Here is a 25,446-nt window from a genome sequence, read left to right on the forward strand (position 1 = left end):
TCCCGGCTTTCTTGCCAATTTCTTGATCTATTAAGATTCTATAACAAATATTAGAATCTACATTATTCATTTGCCTGTTAATCAAATTATATTAAGTTTGTCGTCCCAAATTTTTAAGGATGAAATCTTATCGTAAAGAACTTTGGTTCAATACCGAAAAAAGATACCAGTTCGTTCACATCACACAACAGGTACAGCAAGCCGTTCGCGAAAGCGGCATCAGTGAAGGCATGTGCCTCGTAAACGCTATGCACATCACGGCAAGTGTATTTATCAACGATAATGAAGGCGGTCTGCATCAGGACTATCTTGAATGGCTCGAAAAACTGGCACCCTACAGCCGCGATGGTTACCACCACAATGTTGGGGAAGATAACGGTGATGCTCATCTCAAACGTCAGATTATGGGCAGGGAAGTGGTGATTGCCATTACCAGCGGTTCCCTGGACCTTGGGCCCTGGGAAGCCGTATTTTACGGCGAATTTGACGGAAAAAGAAAAAAACGCGTGCTTATCAAGATTATTGGAGAATAGTTTTTGCTTGAACATTGTTTATTAATCAATCATCAAAGCTTTGAAAAGAAATATAATTGTTCTGTTCTTACTTATTGTCGCTATACCCGCTGTTAGCTTCTCTCAATCGAACGGGAAGAAACCACTAGATCACAGTGTTTACCTGAAGTGGAAAACTGTTAAACATGCTATTATTTCAAACGATGGCAAATGGGCGTCGTACGAGATTAATCCGTTGAAAGGCGATGGCTGGCTGTACTTTGTAAATCTCACAACTTTTGTAAAAGACTCTGTTGCGCGCGGCTGTGACGCGGTTTTCTCGCCTATGGGCAGCTACGTTACCTTTAAAATAAAACAGCCCGAAGACAGTATCCGCAAACTTAAACTGGCGAAGAAAAAAGACGATGAGTTACCCAAAGATTCGCTGGGCGTTTATAAAATGAGCACACGGAATATTGTCCGTTTTGAACGGGTTAAATCTTTCAAAATACCTGAAAAATCAGGCGGTTGGATGGCTTATCAACTTGAAGAAAAACTGGAGAAGAAAGATACCGACAAAGCTAAAAAAGCAGACAGTGTTCCTGTTAAAAAGGAAAAGCACTCCAAAAAGAAAAAACAAAGCGGCACCGAACTGGTGGTGCTGAATCCGATGACCGGTGCATCCGTTACTTTTGAGAATGTTACCGAATATTCATTCTCAGAGAATGGCAGCTTATTGGGTATTATAACTGTCAAAAAAGATTCGATTGATTCTACTTCGGTCAAAGTGTTTCATACAACCAACAGTCATGCATTAACTCTGTTAAATGCTGCAGGTTCAGCTAAAAGTATCGCAATCGATACTGCCGGCAAACAACTTACGTTTTTGTTTTCGGCCGATACCGGAAGTGCGAAAGTGTTCAATTTGTATTATTCATCGTCGGCACTCCGGAAACTTGTTGATACGCTTTCGCAAGGCATGCCTAAAGGATGGAGCGCAAGCGAGAATCAAAGACCTTCATTTTCTGACGACGGCTCTTTGCTGTATTTTGGTACAGCCCCGAAACCCTTGACTGAGCCGAAAGACACACTTCTTGACGATGAAAAAATAAAACTCGATTTATGGGCGTGGACCGATGGTCGCCTACAGTCGCAGCAGCTCAAAGACCTCGATGCGGATAAAAAGAAATCCTTCACGGCCGTATGGGATTTTACACAGAATAAAATGATTCAGCTGGCCGACGACAGCTTGAGCAGCATATCGTTGCTCAACAACAATCTGAATGTTGCGCTTGGGTTTAATGGTAAAAAATATGAAAAATTCCAGTCGTGGATAGGGGAGGAAATGCGCGATGTATATATTGTAGATGTAAAATCGGGGAAGCGTAAACTGGTGCTTGCACAAAAGCAATATGCTGTCAGTATGTCGCCTTTTGGGAAGTACATTATATATTATAACGAAGCTGACAGTGCCTGGTATTCATACGCAACTTCCGATGCAACCACCACCTGCCTGACCAAAAATCTGGGCGTTCCTTTTTATGATGAAGATAATGATACGCCCGCAAAACCATCACCGTACGGCATTGCCGGCTGGTGCGAAAACGACCGTTATCTGCTGATTTACGACCGATATGATATCTGGAAAGCAGATCCTTCGGGAAAAGAGAAACCGGTGAATCTTACAGGCAGCTACGGACGGAAAAATAATATTCAGCTGAGAATTGTTAAAACCAACAGCGAGCTGGATTATCTGGAATCGAATAAGCCGCTGCTGTTGCGAGGATTTGATAAGGTTAACCGTAATACAGGCTTTTTTCAGGGCGGATGGAAACCCGCTTCACCAAAAATAATTGTTGAAAATGCCTGTTCATATGATTTTACGGTGAAGGCAAAAAATGCCGACAAAGTGATATTCACCATGCAAAATTTCACGATGTATCCCGATTTGTGGGCATCAAACATGAAATTTGAAAAGCCGGTAAGAATATCCATGGCAAACCCTCAGCAGCAGGAATATCTGTGGGGAAGCGTTGAACTGGTTACATGGAAATCATACGACGGCAGCCGGCTCGAAGGATTGCTTTATAAACCCGCAAATTTTGACGCGTCGAAAAAATATCCCGCCATTGTTTATTTTTATGAGAAATATTCCGACCAGCTCAACAATCACTGGATTCCTTCACCAAGTCGTTCCATCGTAAATCCGGCTTTCTACACAAGCAACGGCTATGTAATTTTCATGCCCGATATTACCTATACTACAGGTCAGCCGGGCAAATCAGCCTACGACGATATCATGAGCGGTACCGATTTTATCTGCTCTCTCAGTTTTGTCGATGCCAACAGATTAGGCATTCAGGGGCAGAGCTGGGGCGGCTATCAGGTTTCATACATGGTAACTCAAACCAGCCGTTACAAAGCAGCAATGTCAGGTGCCGGTGTTTGCGACATGGTAAGTGCATATGGCGGTATTCGCTGGGAATCGGGTATCAGCAGAATGTGGCAGTATGAAACTGCTCAAAGCAGGATTGGCAAAACGCTGTGGGAAAATCCTGAATTATACATTAAAAATTCGCCCATCTTCTTTGCCGACAAGGTGCAGACTCCATTGCTGATGATGAACAACGATAACGATGGTGCCGTTCCCTGGCAACAGGGCATTGAGTACTTTTCAGCCTTACGCAGGCTTTCAAAACCTGTATGGATGCTGAATTATAACGGCGATGCCCACAACCTCGAAAAATGGCCCAATCGGGTTGACCTCAGCATTCGTATGAAAGAATTCTTTGATTTCTACCTCAAAGATGCACCCGAACCCACGTGGATGAAAACCGGAATTCCTGCAATTGATAAGGGAAAGAAACTGAATTATTAATTGGACGATGGTATCTGCTGATTTATACAGAAAATAATATCAGACTTCTGTTTATCCCGTCATTAGCCGATTGCAGAGCGTAATACTTTTTTGCAAAAAAGTGTTACGATTTTGAAATCATTTTTCGGGTTAACCCGGAGCAATTTTATTTTATTTTTGCAGGATTAATTTCATTATAAAAAAGCTATGAATACTGATTTTTTTAAAGAATTTCAGGGTGCGGTGACCATTTGTGACGAAACCGCTATTATTCTTTACATGAATGAAAAGTCAATCAAGACTTTTGAAAGCTATGGCGGAGCTGCTCTGATTGGTAAAAGTCTGTTCGACTGCCATGGCGAGGAATCGCGTAACAAGCTCATGGAACTGCTTCTCGAAAAGAAAACCAATGTGTATACCATTGAAAAAAATGGTGTGAAGAAAATGATTTATCAGGCGCCCTGGTATCAGGATGGCAACTGCATGGGACTCGTAGAGCTGTCGCTTGAGCTGCCCGCTGAAATGCCCCATTTTGTGAGAAAATAAATCGCGTACTATCTGATGATATTGATTTTCCGGACAACGGTATCATCACCGGATTTTATCCTTACAAAATAACTTCCCTGTGACAATCCATGAACATCCACAGTCCGGCGGTTTGTAAGAACAGTCCCCGGTTCAATATTTCTGACCATACGGCCGGTAACATCAAATATCGTGATGCTTACTGATGACAAAGTTTTTAATGAAATATTTATTGTAAGTTCATCCGTTGCAGGATTGGGAAAAACTTCCACTGCATCGTGCAGCGCACCTTCGCTGATGGCTGCATAACTATTCAATGGCGCTTCCCAAATACCCCGACCATAGGTAGCTGCCCGTATCCTGTTTGTTGCATAGTTAATCTCAAGTTCGCGCACAGGAACGTTTGGCAGATTCGTCATAAACGGAACCCAAAGTGCCATGGTTGAATCTCTGTAAAAGATACCTACTTCTGTGCCCACATACAAAGCATCGTGCGCATTTTTCTGGTAAGCAATGCAATTAACGCCCAAGTCTGTCAGGTTGCTGCTTATATCCGTAAATGAATGGGCGCCGTCGTGCGAATAAAATATTTTATCGCCATACCACGAAGACGTGGCAAGCCACACACGCAATGGATTCAAGGGATCAACGTCGATGTAGTTGATATACTGATTCCCGTCGGGAACGATGCTATCCCACGTTGTTCCTCCGTTTGCTGAATAATAGAGCGTGTTGCTGCTGGACGCGTAAATATAGTTATTGTTGGAAGCGGCTACAGACAGTGCATCGAGGTTGCTTCCTCCGGTCAGATTGGTTGAAATATTTTGCCACACGTAAGCACCGTCGGTGGTTTTGTAAACGTCTTTGTATCCGGCAAATAGTGTGAGATGGTCTATGGCATCCATCACGTAAGGTGTTACCCAGCCACCTGAAATGCTGTCGTTGGGGCGTGCATCCATAAAATTAACGCCGCCATCTTCAGATTTTACGATTCCTCCCATTTGAGACGAAGTGAAAATAACATTGGAATCCTGATAATCAACAATCGCTTCCATACCATCGGCACCATAAACATGCCACCAGTTACCGTTACGGTATAAATTGGAACCGATATCCTGAGCGCCTGCCGCAATAAGGTCAGGTGCATTTTCTGAACTTCCCATGCGGTAAAACTGGCTGATGCCGAGGCCCGCACTCAGGTCGCTCCAGCTGGTACCATGGTCGCCGGTTAAAAAGATGCCGCCATCACTGCCTGCATATAAACTGTCGCCATAAAAATTCAGCGAATGAATGTCGCAATGAATGTATGTGTAAGGACTTCCGGTGTACCACATGGTATTTACGGTAAACGATGCGCCTCCGTCAATCGATTTCCATACATTGATGCCGCCTACAAAAACTTCGTTTGCATTGTTAGGCGCAACGGCAATTGCGAGGTCATACCACGCCTGTCCCGAACCATCGCTGCCATCTTCCGCATAACCAAGGATGTTGGGCGAATTGGCGCGTTGCGTAAAACTTAATCCGCCGTCGGTTGAACGGTACACAGCACCAAAAGTATTGTCGGGCCTTGATGATACAACATAAATGTACATTGGGTTGGCAATGGTAACATCAAATTCAAGACGCGCGGTATCATTGGGCAAGTCAGTGGTATTACGCGTGAAGTTGTTGCCTGCATCGGTTGAACGGATAAAATAAGATCCGCTTCCGTAAAGCACGCTTGTGTCGTTGGGCCTGTACTTCAGGTCTTTTACTTCGCTCTGATTATACGAGAGCTGCCAGGTATTTCCACCATTTATACTTTTGTAAACCCCGTCAGAAGTTGCTGCGAACATCGTATTCGGATTAATGGGGTTGATGAGAATTTTGTTGACATTCATGTAATCGGGCGCAAAAGACAATCCTGTTGTATTCCAGGTAAGCCCGCCATCGGTCGATTTGTAAAGCCCGGTACCTTTGGTATCCCACGCATCGCGGTCGCCGGTGCCAATAAATATCGTGTTATGATTATTTGGATGAATGGCAACTGCAGAAGTACCGAGTGTAGGCATTTCATCATAATAGGTGTTCCAGTTTAACCCTCCGTTGTTGCTGATCCATATCCCACCCGAAGGAGCTGCTACATAAATCCTGTTTCTGTCGGAAACATCTACGGTAATCGCGTTCAAACGGCCGTTTCCGGGATTGTACCCGCTGTATCCCAGCTGCCATGATGTCAAGCCCAGCGGCGTCCAGCTTCCGCCTGCTTTGGTTTGAATACCTGATTTGGAATAGTTTTCCATGAATTTCAGATATTCTTTGCGGTATTTATCGGGTGCGGGAAGCTGTCCCGTGGGATAAACCTTCGGAGTCATTACATATTCCCACCTTTTAAAAGGTTTATATCCTTTCCCACGCACATAGGGGCGATTACCCCACCATGCGTTAAATGAGTTCCGGATGTCATAAAAATCAGCCGATTGTTTGCTCTTTTGCAGATATGGCGCCTGCATCCAGGGTTGTGCATTTGATTTTGCAAGCATCAAACAGAGTGAAAAAGAGAGAAAGAAGAGCCATTTTTTCATAGGGTGTTTTTTTACATTTTGTTATTGGTAAAATTACTAAAATAAAAATTCAACGAGCCTTTGTCCTAATTATTTATTACATATTTTTGTTACCGCAAATTAAGCAGAATATACATTAAAAAATCATATCTATTATGGCAGGAAAAACCTATGCAGAAAAGATTCTCGGTGCCGACAAAGGCAGCATCGTATTCCGTAAACCGCACATTGTTTTATCGCATGATAATTCATCAAGCATCCATGCAACATTTGCAAAGATGGGCGGCGAAAAAGTGGCGGATCCCGACCAGATTCTCATCATACTTGATCATAACGCACCTCCCACAAATGCAAAGCTTGCCAACGATTATCAGAAGATTCGTGACATCGTGAAAAAGCAGGGTATCAAAAAATTCCATGATGTTGGAAAAGGAATTTGCCATCAGCTGATGTCGCTGTATGCGCGTCCTGATATGATTGTGGTGGGCAGCGACAGCCACACCTGTACTGCCGGAGCATTCAACGCTTTTGCTGCCGGCATTGACCGTACCGAAACTGCCGGATTGTGGAAACAGGGCGAAACCTGGTTCCGCGTTCCCGATTCCGTAAAAATTACCCTTAACGGGAAACTCGATAAGGGCGTGGCTGCCAAAGACCTTGCACTATGGATTATCGGAATGATTGGTTCCGACGGTGCCGATTATATGTCAATCGAATATCATGGTGAAGGTGTGAAAACACTGTCTATTGCCGACCGCATGACCATTGCCAATCTGGCTTCCGAAATGGGCGCCAAGAATGCCGTTTTTCCATCGGATACAGTGCTGCATGAATTCATAGGAGCTGCAACACCCGGCACATGGGCCGATTCTGATGCCGTTTATCTGAAAGAATATACAATTGACCTCGGAAACATATTTCCGGTAGTTGCCGCACCTCATCATGTTGACAATGTAAAAGCGGTAAGCGAAGTTCAGGGCACGAAATTACAGCAGGCACTCATTGGAACCTGCACCAATGGCCGTATTGAAGATATCAGAGTGGCGACTGAAATTCTTAAAGGCAAACAGATTCCTGAAGGTTTTCAGCTGTTAATCATTCCTGCTTCTCAGGATATTTACATGAAAGCTATTGAAGAAGGTCTGGTAACGGAACTGCTGAAATCGGGTGCGAATTTTTTATCGCCCTCTTGCGGACCGTGTCTGGGAACCGGACAGGGCATTCCGGCCGACAATGCGAATGTAATATCAACAGCCAACCGTAATTTCCTCGGCCGAATGGGCAACGAAAAGGCAAATATTTATCTTGCTTCTCCGGCAACAGTAGCGCATTCGGCGCTTAAAGGAGAAATCACCGACCCTCGGGGAATTGTGGCAACAGATGTATTCCCGTACAAAGCAAAACAAGGTCATACCGTTCAGATAAAACAGGGTGAAGACCGCTTTGCAAAAGGCGTGTGGAACTACGCTGATATCGATGACATGAATACGGACCAGATGTTTGCCGGAAACCTTACTTATAATGTAAACAGCAACGAAGCGGAAAAAATAATGCCGCATCTGTTCAAAGGATTTGACGACAGTTTTGCAGAGCGTGTTCAAAACGGAGATATTCTTGTTACCGGTGCTAACTTCGGATGCGGCAGCTCACGCGAGCATCCTTCGGTTGGGTTGGCATTTGCCGGTGTTAAAGCCGTTATCGTAAAATCTGTAAACCGCATTTTCTACCGTTCATCGGTGAATCAGGGATTGCCGATACTCGTGGTGCCAGAAGCGGTTCAGAACTTTAAACAAGGCGACAGCGTTGAAATAGATTTTGCGAAAGGTATCATCAATATTTCCGGAACGGCATACACATTTGCGCCTCTGCCCGAAAAACTCATGGCTATTTTTGAAGCAAAAGGGCTTGTCAATTTTGTGAAAGGAAAATAGTTATTCCTTCACGAAAGTCAACAAGCAAAATGATTTTGTTAAATATACCCTTTGATATCGTAGATAATATATCCCGCGATTTCATGGATGAGTTTTTCCCAGTATCCTATGGATTCAATACTTGGAATGACAAGGTAGCCAATGTCCCAACGGCGGATTCCAACAAGTTTATTGGTAGCGTAGGGGTGAAGGTATAGTCCCTGTTTGTAAAAGCATGCGAGCGACCTGCGCATATGAAATGCCGAAGTAATCAGCAAATAGCTTCCGCCCGCGAACTCTGCATTCAGAATTTTTGCAGTATTAACGGCATTTTCATGGGTATTATCCGAAACGGAATCAATGAGGATATCCGCAGCAGGAATTCCGATGCGCACAAAATATTTTTTCAGCAGTACCGATTCAAGCATATTTCGGTAAACAAGACTGCCCGAACCGCCTGAAATCAGTATTTTTTTAATATGTCCGGCTTTATACAAATCAACTGCCTGCAATATTCTGTCTGTATTATTCTGAAAGGTGAGCCGGTCAAGGCGGGTATCCTCGGTTACCATACCTCCGCTCAAAACAACGCCCACATCATAAGTGCCCAATGCTTCATTTTTTGTTACCGGAAACTCCCATAAACGCAGCGCTTCATCTATAAATACGGAATTTGAGAAAAACAGCGTAAAGACTACAAGTGTTATGAGAAGCCGTTTTTTTCTTTTCGGATTTTTGACAATCAGTAACGCAATCATCATCCCAATCAACCAGCTAAACGGGGCGAAAATGAAACTCAGAATTTTACTGAACAGAAAAAACATGGGCGTAATTATGATTTGAGATAAGTGCAAATATAATTATTGTTTGGTTGGCAACTTGTATAGTCGTTAAGACGTTTATTCGTTTAGTCCGAAGAAGTATTTACCATTATCTGCTTGCATTATTTGCCAGATTGCGGTAATAGCTTGATTTCTGCTGATTCCCTTTATAGGCAAAATACCGGCTCAGGTTATCGCAAAGCCTTTTATTATTGGGCTTTTTATCAATAGCTTTCTCCCAGTAATTAATTGCGGAAACAGTATCGGTAGTAATGAAATAGTAATTGCCAATATTGACGTATGGCACGTCAGATGAAGGATCAATGCTTATGATGCGCCGGTTAAGATCAAGTGCTTTACCTGTTTGCTTCATTCTAAAATACAGATTGGCCAGATTTGACAGCACATTCACGTTTTCAGGATCCGTAAGCAACGCACGGCTGTAAAGAACTTCTGCCTGAGGCAATTTGTTCATTACATCCATATTATATCCAAGATTGAAAATCGCATCGGTGTAATTTGTATCAGCCTCAATGGCTTTTTTAAAGCATTCAACAGAGTTGGTATAATCCTGCATTACCTTGAAATACATGCTTCCCATATTATTCCAGGCAGTAGCATATTTTGGATAGATTGTTACTGCAGCCCTGAAATACTTGATGGCATCGGTTGCCATTTCTTTCATCTTTGCTGCATTAGGCGCTCTGTAAACTTCAACCATATAAACCGATGCCAGCATGCTGTTGGCTTTTGCCGATTGCGAAGCGTATTTGATATCATGGCTGTACAGGCTCAGTTCATTGTTCCAGTCGGGGTTTCGGCTGATTGTTTTACCGGCATACAGCAGCAACAGACCGCCCAAAATAATAACGATGCCCGGCTTTATGCGCATGGCAATGGTTTTCAGTGGTTCTTTGAATAGTGAGAATAACAAAATCATTACAAGAATGCAGAAACCCAGCGAAGGAGAAAACAGGAAACGCTCGGCAACCATGCCCGGCGGCGGTTTTATGAGGTTAGCATACATCGAAATCGTAATGAAATAATAAAAAATTGCAAACGACAGGAGCGCCTTTTTCCGAAAATGATATACCGCTACCGCGAATAATGCCAGATTCAGCGTAAGCGACAGCAGTGCCCAGTAATTCCCAATGCCTGCCACCGGAACTTCATTAAAGCCGTAATAGAACATCAGCGGATGCGGAAATACCATTAAACGCAGGTAATACAGCAGTACAATAAGTGATGTGCCAATGTGTACCCAGAATCCTTTCTGAAAATACAAGGGATTTTCGAAGTACTGAATGACGCGCTCATTATGCGGCAGATAAAATCGTGGAAGCACGCGCGCAATGAACAATGCAGCAATAATTACTAGTGTACCGGCAAGTATTTTCTTCCACCCGGCATCGGTAAAAAAATACAACGCAAGCGGAATAACTGCTACAAATGCCAGTGCACCTGACTTTGACCAGTATGCAAAAATGAAAGATAAAAAGGCTGCCGGTAAGTACCACAATTTCTTAGTGTCAGCATATTTTATAACAAACCACAAGGTGAGCAGGCTTCCCAGCCAGCTTAGAATTTCGTCCCGGTTTTTAAGACTGGCCACGACCTCTGTGTGCAGCGGATGCGCCGCAAACAACAAGGCAATAAACAGAGGCAACCACGGATGATAGCCTTGCAGCAGGCGTTTCATCACCAACAGTAAAAGCATGCAGGCGAATGCATACAGCAGTACATTAAAGAAATGACTGATGTGCGGGCTTTCGCCGAAGAACTGGTATTCAATGGCAAAAGTGGACTTCACAATCGGGCGATACTCATAGCTTTGCTTGTTGTCTTCGGTATAACGCGATTTAAAAATGCCCGGTATAGCTCGAAATCCCTTTTTAATTGATTCGTTTTTAAACACCACCATGTTATCATCCATGGAATAATGATTCATGATGCTGTTCCCGTACAGAATAAACGCGAATACAAAAATAAGGACATAGCCATGCCATGCCCTTCCGGTGAAATTTACATGCATTGCTTTATTTTCGTCTTTTACAGACGTTTTGTTTTTTTGTTTTATCACATTCTGAAATCAGAGCTCAAACCTAAGTGTTTTTTTAGAAATCACAAAATGAAATCATCTGTAAGAATTTACCATTTACACCTCAAGTTTATTAAATTTGTACTTTCTGCTCAACTAATCCTGCCTGTAATGTGCACGCTAAAGTCGTTCTATTCCGTTTCAACAAACCATTGAATTATGCGCAAATTCATTCTTCCGGTGATAATGCTGCTGGGAATCATCCTTACCACTTCATGCAAAGGCGTGAAAGACCTGCTCGAAGCCATTGAGAAATACGGGTACAAATCTACAATGCCGCTGGGCGATAAAAAAATACCTGTCGAACAGCAGCTTCTGGGAGGATTTGTTTACAATGCAATGCCACTGGTCATTTCTAAAAAAGATGAATTCACCTACCTCATAACATTTCTGTCAACAGAACTCGAGGGAAGCAATACTGAAATAGAAGCATGGATGACGGAACTTGACAATTCGCGTTACCTGAATCTTGAAATTGGTGATTTGTATTCGTTTCTGAAAATAAAACCGGTGTATAACAATGAATGTGAAATCCGTCTTTTACGCAGTACCATTGAACCTTACGTTACACCTGCTACATTAAAAAGCTGGCTTCTGAAACACGGCAAAGAGGATCAATATATAACTGCAGACAGCAGCACCATCGATATCTTTTACTCCTTTAATTTTGATAAAATATCTCCCGAAAGGGCTTATCTTATTCAGGCAGAAACGCTGCAGGATAAAAAAATAACTTTGTTCGGTTCATGCAGCAGCTATTTACAATATGATAATCTTGCAAAGAAATACCCCGGTGACGCTCTGCTTGCAAGCGCACGCGAAAGCCTGCTTAAAAAATGTGAATCGCTGGAGGATTTCAAGACATTTATAAAATATTTTCCGGATGATATTCTTGCCGAAAAAGCAAAAATGAGAATCGGTGAGATTACCACCTTTATTGCCGACAGCACCAATTATGCCGCAGCTAAAAACAGCAATACGATTGAAGCATATCAGATATTTATCGCTGATTGCAAAATCAAGGCATATAAAGATTCGGCTCAAAGGCGCATCATTCCTCTTGTACAGAAGATTACCAGAGATGATATTGAATGGCGGTGGACCGGTGGCAAACGCAATGAAGCCGTGCAGTATATCCTTTACAAAATTGATTATGCAGGTGATTCTCTCGACAAAGGCTGGTATTCAAAACATCTTACATTATATAATCTTAAGATGGCGCAGGCTGCTTCCGCAGAAGCTGCTGTTCAGTACATCGATAAAATGGCCTCACAGGCTCCCGTGCACGACGAACTCCTGAATCTCTACATCTGCAAAGGATTCCTGTACTGGAGCATGGGCAGTTTTGATCTTTCACTGGAAGCATTCAAGGCAAAAATTGGTGAACATTTTAATGATAATAACAAGGACACATACCGAAAAGCAATCCGCCTGCGTTATAAGGAATATCAGAAAGAAAAAATTGTGTTTCCTGATGAAAAAAAGATGTGGCGCAAGATTAAAAAACTCTGATACTTTTTTTCTTATTTTTGATTTACCTTTGAACTGCTAATACATATGAATATGAAACTCAGAATTGCTGCATTCACTTTATTGATGGCGTTTTTTACAATGCCGGTACTGCTTAAAGCTCAGGATGACGCTGAAAAGATAGCTCAGGGAACCTGGGTTGACAAAGCCACGAAAAAATCCTATACCTGCCTCGATATTAAAACACGGAGCAAAGATGCATTTATCAAAAAAATGTACGCTCTTTTTGGAATAAAGAAATGCGAAGACGGCATTTTTGAATTTAAAAAAATATCGCTGCAAAATGTAGGAGAGGACATGACCTTATTGATGATTGACGGTATCTGGACACAAACTAAAAAAGCCCTCGAATTTGATGCCGTTTGCAAAGATGATATGAAAGCCCTGAAAGAAAATCAGAATCGCGGCATCCGACTGGTATTGCGCAATACAAAAGGCGACGACCTGCTTGCCGACGGAACAAAACAGGACGCCTTCCGTACGTGGCTCTATACCATTATTTCCGAGATTGATAAATAGTTTTATTGATGAAGATTACTATTGACCCGCATTCCGGATTTTGCTTCGGCGTAGTGTTTGCCATTCGTGCGGCAGAAGAAGAACTTGACCGCTCAGGTCAGTTGTATTGCCTGGGCGATATCGTGCACAACGGCGCTGAAGTGGAACGCCTCAGAAATAAAGGACTGCGTGTTATCGGTCATGAAGAACTCAAAGACCTTCACGATTGCAAAGTGCTGATTCGCGCTCATGGCGAGCCGCCCGAAACATATCGCATAGCACTGCAAAATAATATTGAGCTCATTGACGCGTCCTGTCCGGTTGTATTAAAACTCCAGAATAAAATCAAACTTGGTTTTGAGCAGCTGAAAAATGCCGACGGGCAGATTGTGATTTATGGAAAAGAACATCATGCCGAAGTAAATGGTCTGTTGGGACAAACGTCCGGAAAAGCCATAGTAATCGGCGGTATTGAGGATATCGACAAAATAGATTTTTCAAAAAAAATCCGGCTCTATTCGCAAACAACCAAAAGTACGGGCGGTTTCCGCGAAATCGTTTCAGCCATTGAAAATAGGATTAAAGGCACCAATGTTTCCTTGCTGGTTGATTTTATTCCCAATGATACCATTTGCAGGCAGGTTTCCAACCGCACCCCTCAGCTGAAGAAATTCGCAAAAGAACACGACCTTATCCTTTTTGTGAGCGACAAAAAGAGCTCAAACGGATTGTTTTTGTTTGAAGAATGCAAATCGGTGAACTCAAAAACCTATTTTATCTGTGAGCCCGCCGAGCTTGATGTACGCTGGTTTGCTGATGCTGAAAGCATTGGTATCTGCGGTGCCACATCTACACCGCTCTGGGTTATGGAAAATATTGCAACCGCCGTTATGGCAATGGTTTAATCGAAGTTTTCAACTTAAAATTTGAATAGAATTTTCTGCTTACAACTAATCAGGAAACAAATTGCTGAATATTTACACAGTATAAATTGTCCGGATGGGCTGCACTTCAATCCTTTCAGACTTTATGAACTTTTAACTTTCAACTTATTACTTTGATTATTTACAGAGTAAAAATTGTCCGGACGAAGTGCACTTTTTCTGCTGATTGTTGTAGTACTGTAATGTAAAATAATAGGTTTCAACAGGCTGTAATACATCATTAGACTTACCATTCCAGCGACATTTATAAATGTCTTCAGAATAAAACATCAGCTTCATATCGGAATTGAATATGCTGAGTTTAAAACCATTTTCAGGAACAAGGTGCAATATCGGATACCAGAAATCATTACGGCCATCACCATTTGGTGTAAAAGTAGTGGGGCACCATACAAAAGCCTGATCATACATGATTTCAACAGTGTAAGAATGTAATTGTCCCGAAGCCATAATCTGAACAATGATCTCAGGAGTATGCCCATCCCAAAGAATGGTCGGACTTGTTTCTCCGGCTTGCGTCCACAAATACGCAGTTGCACCGGGCATAGTGGCATCCAACGTAATTTTCGAACCAAAAGGGACTCTCATATCGGGGATGTCTGAATTGACAAGAATCGTCTTTACCAGTGGTTCCTCATCAGTGCTATTGGCGTCATACTTTTTACAGGCTGTAAACAGCAGCGGGCAAAGCATGAAAACGATGATTATTTTTCTCATGGCTCAGCGGATTATGGTTAAATTTTTATTTCCGGCGAAACTGTATTTCAACGAACCTCCAACCGAGGTCAGCCATCCAAATCCGTTACGCACTGTACTTTTTAGCGGTATTTCCATGAAGCCTTCAAGGGCAATATGCTCAAAAAAATTAAAGGCAAGCCGGGCATAAAAGAAATCAACATTCTGCATCGATATGCCCGCACCAAGCATATTTTTCCAGCTTGCCATAACGGACGGCATCACCAATATGTCCTTGTTTTTGTAAGTGAAATTTACCGAGGGGATTACTGAGACTTCTTTCCGCAACCTGAAGGTATTGCCCACAGATGCATAATAAACGCGGGGGATGCGCGATAAACTAAAATAGCGAACCTCCGGTTCGGTTAGGTTTGCCACGGAAAACCCTGCCCACAGCAATTTTCGGGTGTAAAATAAACCTGCTCCAAAATTGACATTAGAGTAACCAGAAGAACCCGGATATTCCTCTGAAGTCTGGTAAACATGTCCCTGATGGTAGTTATATTCATCCGGAAAGTGAATTGCATTGAAATCTGTACCTCCGGTGAAACCTATTAAAGAAAGGCCAACTCTGAGCTTTGAGAATTTCCCCAGTTTAAATCTGTAGTTGAAGGCCAGCAGCGCCTGTTCGGTAAATTTGAAGGGCTCAGATGTGTATAAAATGCTGCTCCCAATCCCGAAATTCTTTTTCTTTCCTATATAACCATCGTACGAAACACTTGCTGCAAAAGGATAATGCATACCTTCCTGCACAGCAAGAAATGGCATGTTGTACTCAAAACCGGTTTTAAAAACTGACTGTTGCGCTGCACCTGCATAAGCAGGATTTTGTTCAATGCTGTTGAAAATGCTGTTTGTGTAGTGAAGGCGGTATTCAACCGGTAGGGTGTCGGGGGAAACAGAAGTGTTTTTTTGAGCATGCACGCCTGTTGCAATGAACCAAAATGCAATCACAAAAAGAAATGTTCTTTGTATCATAACGTATAAAATAAGAACAAATATAACAATTTGTTCATTAAATTGCAAATGAAGTGTTTACTTTCGAAACATACCACTGAACAATTACAGAGTTGTAGGTATTGCCGTGGATGCGTGCATGAATGCCCCGTTTTTCAAGGTCTTTGAGCATATAGGACGTAATCTCGTGATAACAGATATTGTCGGTGCGCTGCAATAATTTTTGGCGGATATTGCCCGGAAGGATTGATTTTACTGCATTTTTAAAATTGCGTGAGCGGATTTCGCCTGCAGATGGCTGTAACTCTTTTTCAAATGTGAGGCCGGCAGGTTCAAAGAATTCCTGTATCAGGATGTCGTCGTACAATGCCTTATTCATCTTAAATTCATACGGAATATCTCTGAAAAAATCGGTCAGATCGATATCCCAGAAGGGAAGGCGCCATTCGTAACCAAAATAGCCGTAAACATTGACAGAATTAGCAATGAACTTAGACAGCTTTTCTTTCAAGTCCCAGTCTTCGTACACGGAATAGCCTATGCAGCCCTTGCCAATACCGTATTCCAGAAATTTACGGATTTCATTTTTTATTTTTGTTTGCATTTCCTTGGCGGGATGCAACATGTTGAACTTCCCATTGTAAAGGCTTTCTGTAAGCTCACTGATGCCTGCATTTTCAGAAATATAATATTTGGTGAGCTGGCTTCCGGCAAGAAAATCGCCCGAATGACCTGATACAAAAACCGCGTCATCAGGGATAAGTCCGCGCTTTTTCAATTCACGCACCGCAAAATATTCCTGCATGAAAAACATCGATGTGGTGTTTGCCGAAAACGTATAATACTCCCGGAACCCTTCATCATCAAGGTAACCGTTGATCAGCGCTTCGTTATAAATAATATTATACCACTTAAACCCCAGTTTTTTTGCCACCTGTTCGCTTACGGCAGATTCCGCATTTCCCGCGCGACCGTAGGTGAAGCAAATGGTATTGTCGCATCCTGCAAGCTTCAGCATAGCTGCGATAAGGCGGGAATCGTATCCTCCGCTGAGTGCCAGCACTGCTGTTCGCCCCTGAAGTGATTCTGTAAAACGATTAAAAGCGATATGCAAAATTTCAATTGCGGAATTACGTAACTTGCTGTAATTATGAATGTAAGGCTCGGAAGTAGCATATGAATAATAGGAAATGGGACGAATGTCATTCGCCCCTAAAACAAGCAATTCGCCACTCTGCACCTGAAAGACTCCTTTTATCAGGGTTTTGCTGCCCGTTACATAACCCGAAGCGAGAAATTCTGCTTCAGCAAGCTCATCTTTTTCGTGCAAATCACATTCTTTTGCCAGAAAAAGCGCATCATCGGAGACGATATATTTACCGTCTTTCTTAGCATAGAACAAGGGAAACATGCGGATGTGGTCAACGGTCAGAACGATTAGTTCGTTGTAAACACAAACCACGCTGAACATACCGTTGGCATTGACAACGAGATCTTCCAGCGCTGCGACCGTGACGGCATCATTAAAATATTCATGTGTGTGTCTGCTACCGTAAAAGCGACCATCAGGGCTGTACAGCGCTCCTTTGGAAAAACCGTTTGCAGTTTTAGTCCAGCGAAAACCTTTGTTATGTATCAGGTGCAGCCTATGCATTTCGTTTTCTCCTGTGCTTAAGTGCTGCATTCACAAGGCTTCTGCGGTATTTATCGCCGGCAAGGCCAAACAATTTTCTATAAAATGAAGCATGAAAAGGCCACAGCAGCGGAGAAATGCTTTTTAATCCTGTCCCTTTGTTTTGTCCGTCATTAGCGGCATTCGGTGTATTATACAATACATTATACGCCTCTGTTTCCCATTTTTCCTGATAATCCGAGAAATCGCACAAAGCTTTGAACTCCTCGTCAAACGGAACATTGCGGGCTTCTATACAACCTTTATTCCCATCAATTTCAATTGGAAAAAAGTTGAAGAACATCAGTTCTTTTGTAATCGTGAATTTCAGAATAGCCGATTGGCGGGTATTTGCATAGGGTTTGTGTGCTTCAAGGTCGAACACGAAATTCCCGAGCGAATAAAAAATAAGCTTGTCTCCAAAGCGCTCCATGCCCTGTAAGCTGTGCGAATGGTGGCATACCACGGCATCCACGCCCGGAATAGAGGCAATACGTTTCAGAAGCACCCGTTTGGGCGGCGACGGAAAGCTTGTGAATTCCTCGCCCCCGTGAAACACTACAATGATGCGGTTTGCACGAGCCACTGCTTCGGTTACTCTTGTCCCGAGAAGCGCAATATCTTTTTCGGAAAATACGCCTGCCTTCGCTGCAGCAGCCGTCATTCCTTCGTTGTGGCACATCCCGATAAGGGCAACACACAATCCGTTCTTTTCAAGATACACTACGCTCGAGGCTTCCTCAATACGTTTGCCTGCGCCGAAACGCTTTAACGACAGGTGGTCTATCGCGGAAGCGGTATCATCAAAGCCTTTGATTCCTGCATCAAAAATATGATTGTTGGCAAGGCAAAATGTGTTCACACCGCGCTGTGCCAGGTATTCAATGCTGCCTTGCGGCGACGACACCGTCAATGCCGCATCTGCTGAAAGCGGTCCTTCGAGATTGCATACGAAAAAATCGGAAGAGCGCATGAATGCTGACACTTCCGAAGAAAATATTTCTTCACCGCCAACTGTCTTATCGCGGAAAACGCCGTTCAGGCACACATCGCCCGAGAAAGAAAGTTCCAGTTTATTTTCCACGGTACGCATGTTTGGATATGTACAGAAAATAGAACATCAGGACAAGATTAAACAAAAATCCGGTAGCGGAAAAGAGCGCAAGGCATACCAGCGTGCTGCTAAACACTTTATAACCCACATAAAGCGAGGCAAAGCGCATGATAATCAGCATAGAATCATACACCACCATCTGACGCTGTTTATTTAATATGGTAATAATAAATGTGAGGGGCGAATTTAAAAACATCATGAAAAGCCATGGTACCAGCACTTGTGTGTAAATGCCCGCATCGCCCCATTTCGCCCCGAAAAAGAAACTGAACAGCAGGGGTGCAAATATCAGCATCAGCAAATAGGGCAGGGCTGCTACTTTCAGTAAGGATACATACGTTTTTTTGATCAATCCGTAGAAGTCGCCGCGGGCATTGAACACTTCAGTGGCTTTTTGAAAAAACACCTGCCCCGTGCTTTGCCCGATGAGTCCCATGGGCGTTGCAATGATGCGGTTCGACATGCCGTACTGACCGGCTGTGGCGGTTCCGAAAAAGCGCGTAAGCAGAAATACCGGGAGTTGGTTTGAAAGTGAATTCATGCCTTGCAGCAGGGTATTGAACAGTGGAACATCGCGGTATTTGCGTGCTACAAACAACATTTTTTTCCATGAAACGAATTTCATCATGGCGCGTGTTTCCTTCATGCTTAGGTAGATAATATGCAGGTTTCCGATGAGCTGACCGATGATTTGCCCGGCTATCAGGCCAAAGCTTTTGAACAGTGGTGCAAATCCGGCGCCTATCTGCAATGCACTCATGGTGGTTGCGCGGCTCACTTTCGACCAGGAAATGAGACTGTAGCGTTTAAAACGGTTGCACCAATAGTTGTAAGCCTGGAAAATGCCCGTAAGCAGCACGCTGAGTGGTACGAACCAAAGCCAGAAACTCATGCCTTCATCGCCCAGCAGGCGAACCACGGGATTGTGCAGCAAGGCGACAGCAACAAGCAGCAGCAAGCTTACGATAACTGTTACTGCAATACTTAATACAAAAAGATTGACAGATTCGTGTTCGTTGTCGGGCAGCATAATGGCAAGTTCGTACTGAAGCGTGCCAAGAATAGAAAGTACGGCTACGGTTGATGAAAACACGAAAAATGTACCGAAAACCTCTTCGGAGAAATACCGCGACAGGATGATGGTTGCCAGAAACGGTATGGCGCTTGATGCCAGTGAGCCGGAAAACAGCGTGAACACGTTCCTGAGGAACTCATGTTTTCTGGGTTGTCCGTCCGGGTTTTGCTTCATCAGCCAAAAATAAGAATTAACAGGTAATAATTAACAATTAATAATTATGATTTCACTGATGTTAACGCTGCTCAGACCGCTAAATTGTGATATTGAGATTTCCGGAATTGCCGATTTTCAAATTGTAAACTACTGAACAGCCAATAAGACCGCAAAGAAAACCGAATATTTTACTTAGCATTTTATTTTCAAAAAAAAAGTGTATTTTTGCGGTCTGTTATATGGTGGTCGTAGCTCAGCTGGTTAGAGCGTCAGATTGTGGTTCTGAAGGTCGCGGGTTCGAAACCCGTCTTCCACCCCGACAAAAATCCAAATTGCTGATAACGAGCGCTTTGGATTTTTTTGTTTTTCGGCTGCGTCACTTTCTGCGTCAGTAGCGTCAGTATTTGAGCTGAAAAAGTTAGATTTGCACGAAAAAATGCACCCTTTCAAAAAAGCGGAATTAGTTAAATGTGGAGGCGACCTTGCAAAAAGGTGGTACATCAAGTTCTATGTCTGGAACGCCCAAAAAGGGAAAATGGTGCGGAAGCGAGATTATTCCGTTAATGATTACCAGACCACTGATCAGAGAATAGCATACGCAAATCAGAGAATTGCGTCGATTAATACCATACTTGACGAAGGCTATCATATTGATGCGACAAAAAAAGCAGAGGACTGCATCAAGGTGACGCAAGTCATGACCATCGATGCTGCATTAAGACACGTCCTTGAAATAAAGAAGCAATCGTTCCGACGTAGCTCATACCTTTCTTTCAGCAGCACAGTTAACGGCTTTCTTGAGTGGGCAAAGAACCAACGTCTAAGCAATTCCCCCATTCATTCATTTGACAGGCTGGATGCCTTAGGTTTTATCGATTCCCTTGTGTTGAGTGAAAAACTTAATGGAAAATCTATAAACAGCAAGGTGTCTTACCTTAAATCGCTCTTCAATGAACTTAAAGAAAGGGAACTTGTAGCTGAAAATCCTTTTATGAAACTGAGGAAGCAAAAAGAGATTAAATCATATCAAAATCTGGCTTATACTAATGCTGAAATAGAAATACTAAAGAAAAGCATTCTGAATAAGGATCCGCAACTATGGACATTTATTCAGTTCATCTATTATTGCTATTTACGACCTAATGAAATCAGACTTTTAAAATTTGAGCAACTTGATCTAAAATCAGGAAAAATATTCATCCCGGCAACTATCTCAAAAAATGGGAAAGAGAGTTTTGTGGATATTCCAGAACCTTTTAAAAAATATTTAATCTCGGTAGGGTTTAATAAGAAAAATAATGGCTTTCTTTTCACTACTGGCAGCACGGATCGTTTGTTGTCAAAAAATAAAATGAGTGAAAGACACAGAAAAATTCTTGACACTCTAAAAATTGATAATCGACACACACTTTATTCATGGAAGCACACTGGGGTTGTTATGGCATACAAAGCTGGAGTTGATATGAAAAGCATCCAAAGGCAATGCAGACACAGTACCATTGATATGACTGATAACTACCTGAAGTCTCTTGGACTTTATGACAATGAAGCTTTCCTGCTGAAAATGCCGGAGATTTAGTTTTTATAGGTAGTTATAGGCAAGGCTATTGCGACCGTTCACAAACAAATTAACAGACATAAAAATATGGCGACACAAAAAAATCAAAAAGAAGCCAAATAGGTTATTGACACATTGAGAAGTGGAAATTTCTATTGTGAATGCCCATGTGGGGGTGTAAGAAGTAGTAAAATACTTCGCTTTTGCACGTTTACGTAAGGTGTTTACAGTGTTTATCTCCCCATCAGAAAAAACGGTTGGGGCGAGAAGTGCTAACTTATCAAGCTCATAGAAATGAAATACCTGGAAAGAGGCGCAACAAATACCGGCGCGGCAATGCTATTTTTCTTGCGAAAAGCAAAGGTTAATATTTTGCAGGAAAAGCACGCAGAATAATTTTAATCTATCGGACAAAGGATTCAATAACGACCAAACGCATTGATTGAAATATGTTATGTATAAATAAAAACATATACATCCACCACCCATTCAATTCGATTTAAATTTTAATCGTCACCTAACTACACTGCTTGGCACCCTCTGATAACAGGGACCAAGCAGTTTGGCCGTTGCTGAATATCGGCAGAGCCCGGTAAGCGCACCAACCTATCTAAATAATAACATATCGGCAAAAAACCATTCAGCGAGTTCGGCTCCATATGTTAATTCCGTACTGAAATCAAATGCTAAGCATGGCTATATCATGCTAAAATGACGCTTTATTGTTAATAGATGTTAAAATTCGCGTGAGCATTTAGAATAGCTGCCTTTTCTTTATCCTATTCTAAAACAATAATTTGAATTTTAAAAGCTTCTCTAACAGTAAAAATATTCACAACTTTGACCAAAAGGCAACAATCCTATAATTAGCCAATTACAGACTCCCGACTTCCAAATTTCAGCGTTTTTATGCTCGTGGCAATTCACACATCGATGCTGTATAGGACTTTACCCCGACTTGCTTTTAAATGAGCATGGCAATATCTTTATTTTATACCAAGACACAAAATCGCGAATAATCCATGAAAAAATTTCTGATTATCTGAAGTCACGACGTGTTGTATTAAACAAAAACATTATGGAAAACACAGCTACTCAAAAACAAGAATTAGAAAGTCCAGAAGTTAGGTTTAGCCAAAATACTTCACGGAGTTTGATTGAGAATATTCCCATGGGTATATTAATTACCGACCAGGATGGGTATTGCATCGTCATTAACTCCGCAATGAGTCTGCTTACCGGTTATTCAGAAGCTGAACTACTGAGTATGCACTCATCGGCTGTAATATTTTACGGAAATGACGGGATATCAGCAGCTTTTTTACGACAATTAGCTGAATCCGAAGATTCGCCGGCAGAATTGAAGGGCATTCACAAAAATGGCACGACGAGCCCTTGGTTGGTTGATGCAATGAAACTGACTGCAAACAGATATATGTATTTCATCAGGGCTAATTCAGGACGAAAGAGTGCCTTAGCTACAGGTTGTCAAAATGAATCATGGTATAAGTCGCTCTTTGAAAATGGTCATGCGGTGATGATGCTTATTCAACCCACCACCGGTGAGATTATTGAGGCGAACTCTTCAGCTTGCAAATATTATGGGTGGTCTCAGTCGCAATTGGTCGGAAAAAACATCGCAGAAATTAATTGCCTCACTCCAGAAGAGATTAAAAGTGAAATGCAATTAGCGCTAAAAAACAACAAAAAGCTCTTCAATTTTAAGCATCGGATGGCAAACGGGGAGATTCGGGACGTAGAAGTATATTCAGGTCCGGTAAATATTTCCGGAGTCAACCTGTTGTATTCTTTGGTACATGATATCACTGCCCGTAAAGCTGCCGAGGAAGAAGTGAAGGAAAAAGAAGTTCAGTACCGCAATCTTGCCAATTCGGGATTGGCCTTGATTTGGGTTGCCGGTTCCGACAAGCTATGTACTTATTTTAATGAGCCCTGGCTAAAATTTACAGGACGGAAACTGGAAGAAGCAATAGGTAACGAATGGACTAGCGACGTTCATCAGGACGACATCGCCCTGCGCACCGAAGCCTTTAACCGGGCATGGAACAACCAAGAACCGTTTGAAATCAAATACCGCTTAAAAGAATTTACCGGGGAATATAAATGGTTGCTCGATAAAGGGAGTCCAAATTACAACGGACAAGGCGAATTCATTGGATTCATTGGTCATTGTTTTGATATCAGCCGTTTAAAACAGGCTGAAAACGAATTGACCAAGAAGTCGCAGATGCTTGAGAAGCAAAATAAAAATTTCATTAGCAGGGAGCAAAAAATGATTGATCTGAAAATGGAAATTAATGAGCTCTTGAAAAAGTTGGGAAGCATTGAAAAATATAGAATTCCTAACCGGACAGATTATGATGTTATTGATGCGGCTGCAGGAGCGCACTTCAGATAATGGTGAGTCCATTTCTATAAGGTTCGCTGTGTTTTATAATGGTTTTAATTTATTTTATCGATAGGAAAGTATATCATTGGAAAGAATAATCAATTGCTTCGCTGAACAGTATAAAAAAGATTTGTCGGTTTATTCTGCTTCATTTCTGCAAAAGTGTATTTCACAGCGTATGCACAAGTACGACTTTGCGAATTTCGACGAATACGGATTGATGATAAAAAACGACGCCCTTGAAGCGGCAGAATTAATAGCTTCGCTCAATGTCCCGTTCAGCTTATTTTTCAGAAATTCAATTGATTACGCCATCCTTGAACGCTATGTATTTCCGGCCTTGTTAGTGCGGAAATCAGAAGAAAAAAAGTCGTTGCCAAGATTTTGGTCTTGCGGTTGCGCCGGAGGTCAGGAAGCCTACTCGCTGGTGTTACTTGCACATGATTTAAAACAACGGAATCAAGAGTGTGATCTACCCATCGTTTTTGCAACAGATATTTCGCAGTCAGCTCTTTTAACTGCAGAAGAAGGTATATACAGCCCTGCCGCGCTGAATAACCTTAGATATTCGCAAGTCAAAAACTATTTTAGCAAGGTGGCCGGATATTATTTTTTAAATCCTGAAATTCACAAGAATGTTGAATTCTCTAACTACAATATACTTGAAGCAGGCACATCGTCGCCACCATCTAGCATTTTTGGCGGCTTTGACCTGATATGCTGCTGCAATCTTTTGATATACTACAATGAAGATGCTCAGCGGACTATCATCAATAAACTATACAATTCACTGAACAGAAAAGGATTTTTGTTGGTTGATGAATCCGAACGCACCCTCGTTGAGAATTTCGGGGGATTTAAATTGTATTCAGCCGTAAGTAATTTATTTTTTAAACAATAATGCAATGAAGAAGGTACTACTGTTCCGAAAGATGAAGATAAGAACTCTGTTGCTGGGAGGTTTTATGGCAACGCTAATTATGGTGGTGGTGCTCGGCATAAATGCAACAAGACACTCCAACGTGCTATGGCAAAATACATCAAGCCTTTATAATAACTCGTATAAAGTAAATATGTCCATTAGGGAAATAGAACGGGATATCATTGCAATGAGCCGTTCATTTACCAGAGCCATCGCTACAGAAAATGAAGTTGATTTCAACCGTAATATTTATGATTTGGAACAAGCCAAAGGTAGGGTTAATAGCAATTTTAAGATTGTTTATGAATCATATTTGGGAAGCAAAGCATCGGTTGACAGTGCCAACAAGGCTTTTGCCGACTGGGACCTTATTCGCGATTCAAGTATAATTCTTTGGCGTGATGGGAAATTTAAGGAAGCTCGTGTGCAGGCATTGCTTGGCGCAGAAGCAAATGAAGCTCTGATGATGAAGGGCATAAACAATTTGGAATCTGCCGCCATGAAAAGAGCAGACGGCTTTTATGTTGCCGCGGAGGTGAAGAAGGACGAAGTTCAGATTCAGTCATTGATAATATGGATATTCCGCACATAGTAGTCCACTCATTCCGCGGCAAACTGGTCCACCAA

At 42.3% G+C, this 25,446-nt stretch carries 19 protein-coding genes and 1 tRNA gene; 12 read left to right on the plus strand and 8 right to left on the minus strand.

The genetic code is table 11. The features are described from left to right. Nucleotides 1-119: 119 nt before the first annotated feature. The 3 genes from WCM76_07460 (at nt 120) to WCM76_07470 (ending at nt 3,894) form a co-directional block, all read left to right on the plus strand. Nucleotides 120-533 carry a secondary thiamine-phosphate synthase enzyme YjbQ gene (locus tag WCM76_07460; GenBank protein ID MEI6765463.1) on the plus strand — a complete coding sequence of 138 codons (414 nt, stop codon included), beginning with the start codon at nt 120-122 and terminating at the stop codon, nt 531-533. Nucleotides 534-573: 40 nt separating this feature from the next. Next, the gene (locus WCM76_07465) at nt 574-3,369 is read left to right on the plus strand and encodes a prolyl oligopeptidase family serine peptidase (GenBank protein ID MEI6765464.1); all 2,796 of its coding nucleotides are present in this window, start codon (nt 574-576) and stop codon (nt 3,367-3,369) included. A gap of 186 nt (nt 3,370-3,555) precedes the next feature. Beyond that, complete coding sequence (locus WCM76_07470) at nt 3,556-3,894, plus strand: hypothetical protein (GenBank protein ID MEI6765465.1); 339 nt, start codon at nt 3,556-3,558, stop codon at nt 3,892-3,894. 8 nt (nt 3,895-3,902) lie between these two features. Here the strand turns inward: WCM76_07470 and WCM76_07475 are convergent, their stop codons facing one another. Continuing rightward, on the minus strand, nt 3,903-6,440 hold the full coding sequence (locus WCM76_07475) for a T9SS type A sorting domain-containing protein (GenBank protein MEI6765466.1): 2,538 nt from the start codon (nt 6,438-6,440) through the stop codon (nt 3,903-3,905). A 134-nt stretch (nt 6,441-6,574) separates the two neighbouring features. Between WCM76_07475 and WCM76_07480 the strand changes: the two genes are divergently transcribed. Then, nucleotides 6,575-8,350 (plus strand): aconitase/3-isopropylmalate dehydratase large subunit family protein, encoded by a 1,776-nt coding sequence (locus WCM76_07480; GenBank protein MEI6765467.1) that lies wholly within the window; start codon nt 6,575-6,577, stop codon nt 8,348-8,350. Nucleotides 8,351-8,388: 38 nt separating this feature from the next. Here WCM76_07480 and WCM76_07485 read toward each other — a convergent pair whose 3' ends face one another. Together WCM76_07485 and WCM76_07490 are read right to left on the minus strand one after the other, a co-directional pair. Beyond that, entirely contained in the window at nt 8,389-9,153 is a 765-nt protein-coding gene (locus tag WCM76_07485) for a YdcF family protein (GenBank protein MEI6765468.1), read from the minus strand. Nucleotides 9,154-9,259: 106 nt separating this feature from the next. Then, the gene (locus WCM76_07490) at nt 9,260-11,230 is read right to left on the minus strand and encodes a tetratricopeptide repeat protein (GenBank protein MEI6765469.1); all 1,971 of its coding nucleotides are present in this window, start codon (nt 11,228-11,230) and stop codon (nt 9,260-9,262) included. 177 nt (nt 11,231-11,407) lie between these two features. Between WCM76_07490 and WCM76_07495 the strand changes: the two genes are divergently transcribed. From WCM76_07495 to WCM76_07505, 3 genes are read left to right on the plus strand one after another with little or no spacing between them, the layout of a single operon-like run. Continuing rightward, complete coding sequence (locus WCM76_07495; GenBank protein ID MEI6765470.1) at nt 11,408-12,760, plus strand: hypothetical protein; 1,353 nt, start codon at nt 11,408-11,410, stop codon at nt 12,758-12,760. 51 nt (nt 12,761-12,811) lie between these two features. Next, nucleotides 12,812-13,297: a hypothetical protein gene (locus tag WCM76_07500; protein MEI6765471.1), complete on the plus strand. Its 486-nt coding sequence runs from the start codon at nt 12,812-12,814 to the stop codon at nt 13,295-13,297. A gap of 8 nt (nt 13,298-13,305) precedes the next feature. Continuing rightward, nucleotides 13,306-14,181: a 4-hydroxy-3-methylbut-2-enyl diphosphate reductase gene (locus tag WCM76_07505; protein ID MEI6765472.1), complete on the plus strand. Its 876-nt coding sequence runs from the start codon at nt 13,306-13,308 to the stop codon at nt 14,179-14,181. 156 nt (nt 14,182-14,337) lie between these two features. Here WCM76_07505 and WCM76_07510 read toward each other — a convergent pair whose 3' ends face one another. From WCM76_07510 to WCM76_07530, 5 genes are read right to left on the minus strand one after another with little or no spacing between them, the layout of a single operon-like run. Beyond that, complete coding sequence (locus tag WCM76_07510; protein MEI6765473.1) at nt 14,338-14,937, minus strand: T9SS type B sorting domain-containing protein; 600 nt, start codon at nt 14,935-14,937, stop codon at nt 14,338-14,340. 3 nt (nt 14,938-14,940) lie between these two features. Further along, on the minus strand, nt 14,941-15,933 hold the full coding sequence (locus WCM76_07515) for a type IX secretion system membrane protein PorP/SprF (protein MEI6765474.1): 993 nt from the start codon (nt 15,931-15,933) through the stop codon (nt 14,941-14,943). A gap of 37 nt (nt 15,934-15,970) precedes the next feature. After that, complete coding sequence (locus WCM76_07520) at nt 15,971-17,596, minus strand: asparagine synthase C-terminal domain-containing protein (protein MEI6765475.1); 1,626 nt, start codon at nt 17,594-17,596, stop codon at nt 15,971-15,973. Further along, the gene (locus tag WCM76_07525; GenBank protein MEI6765476.1) at nt 17,559-18,668 is read right to left on the minus strand and encodes a CapA family protein; all 1,110 of its coding nucleotides are present in this window, start codon (nt 18,666-18,668) and stop codon (nt 17,559-17,561) included. The genes WCM76_07520 and WCM76_07525 overlap by 38 nt, the downstream gene beginning before the upstream one ends. Next, nucleotides 18,658-19,947, minus strand: coding sequence for a lipopolysaccharide biosynthesis protein (locus tag WCM76_07530; GenBank protein MEI6765477.1), 1,290 nt, complete (start codon nt 19,945-19,947; stop codon nt 18,658-18,660). The genes WCM76_07525 and WCM76_07530 overlap by 11 nt, the downstream gene beginning before the upstream one ends. A 223-nt stretch (nt 19,948-20,170) precedes the next feature. Here WCM76_07530 and WCM76_07535 point away from each other — a divergent pair. From WCM76_07535 to WCM76_07555, 5 genes are all read left to right on the plus strand, one after another. After that, nucleotides 20,171-20,246: transfer RNA gene (locus WCM76_07535), tRNA-His, on the plus strand. A gap of 107 nt (nt 20,247-20,353) precedes the next feature. Then, complete coding sequence (locus WCM76_07540; protein MEI6765478.1) at nt 20,354-21,508, plus strand: site-specific integrase; 1,155 nt, start codon at nt 20,354-20,356, stop codon at nt 21,506-21,508. Nucleotides 21,509-22,565: 1,057 nt separating this feature from the next. After that, nucleotides 22,566-23,906 (plus strand): PAS domain-containing protein, encoded by a 1,341-nt coding sequence (locus tag WCM76_07545; GenBank protein MEI6765479.1) that lies wholly within the window; start codon nt 22,566-22,568, stop codon nt 23,904-23,906. 169 nt (nt 23,907-24,075) lie between these two features. Further along, complete coding sequence (locus tag WCM76_07550; GenBank protein MEI6765480.1) at nt 24,076-24,798, plus strand: CheR family methyltransferase; 723 nt, start codon at nt 24,076-24,078, stop codon at nt 24,796-24,798. Between the two features lie 4 nt (nt 24,799-24,802). Further along, complete coding sequence (locus WCM76_07555; GenBank protein MEI6765481.1) at nt 24,803-25,411, plus strand: MCP four helix bundle domain-containing protein; 609 nt, start codon at nt 24,803-24,805, stop codon at nt 25,409-25,411. Nucleotides 25,412-25,446: the final 35 nt, after the last annotated feature.

The organism is Bacteroidota bacterium (assembly GCA_037133915.1).
In the GTDB taxonomy this organism is placed as follows: Bacteria; Bacteroidota; Bacteroidia; order Bacteroidales; family CAIWKO01; genus JBAXND01.

Bases quoted from the DNA above. Each gene is read 5' to 3' on its own strand.
- WCM76_07460 (MEI6765463.1), top strand. From the start codon at position 120: ATGAAATCTTATCGTAAAGAACTTTGGTTCAATACCGAAAAAAGATAC.
- WCM76_07470 (MEI6765465.1), top strand. From the start codon at position 3,556: ATGAATACTGATTTTTTTAAAGAATTTCAGGGTGCGGTGACCATTTGT.
- WCM76_07475 (MEI6765466.1), bottom strand. From the start codon at position 6,440: ATGAAAAAATGGCTCTTCTTTCTCTCTTTTTCACTCTGTTTGATGCTT.
- WCM76_07480 (MEI6765467.1), top strand. From the start codon at position 6,575: ATGGCAGGAAAAACCTATGCAGAAAAGATTCTCGGTGCCGACAAAGGC.
- WCM76_07485 (MEI6765468.1), bottom strand. From the start codon at position 9,153: ATGTTTTTTCTGTTCAGTAAAATTCTGAGTTTCATTTTCGCCCCGTTT.
- WCM76_07495 (MEI6765470.1), top strand. From the start codon at position 11,408: ATGCGCAAATTCATTCTTCCGGTGATAATGCTGCTGGGAATCATCCTT.
- WCM76_07500 (MEI6765471.1), top strand. From the start codon at position 12,812: ATGAAACTCAGAATTGCTGCATTCACTTTATTGATGGCGTTTTTTACA.
- WCM76_07505 (MEI6765472.1), top strand. From the start codon at position 13,306: ATGAAGATTACTATTGACCCGCATTCCGGATTTTGCTTCGGCGTAGTG.
- WCM76_07510 (MEI6765473.1), bottom strand. From the start codon at position 14,937: ATGAGAAAAATAATCATCGTTTTCATGCTTTGCCCGCTGCTGTTTACA.
- WCM76_07515 (MEI6765474.1), bottom strand. From the start codon at position 15,933: ATGATACAAAGAACATTTCTTTTTGTGATTGCATTTTGGTTCATTGCA.
- WCM76_07520 (MEI6765475.1), bottom strand. From the start codon at position 17,596: ATGCAGCACTTAAGCACAGGAGAAAACGAAATGCATAGGCTGCACCTG.
- WCM76_07530 (MEI6765477.1), bottom strand. From the start codon at position 19,947: ATGAAGCAAAACCCGGACGGACAACCCAGAAAACATGAGTTCCTCAGG.
- WCM76_07545 (MEI6765479.1), top strand. From the start codon at position 22,566: ATGGAAAACACAGCTACTCAAAAACAAGAATTAGAAAGTCCAGAAGTT.
- WCM76_07550 (MEI6765480.1), top strand. From the start codon at position 24,076: ATGCACAAGTACGACTTTGCGAATTTCGACGAATACGGATTGATGATA.
- WCM76_07555 (MEI6765481.1), top strand. From the start codon at position 24,803: ATGAAGAAGGTACTACTGTTCCGAAAGATGAAGATAAGAACTCTGTTG.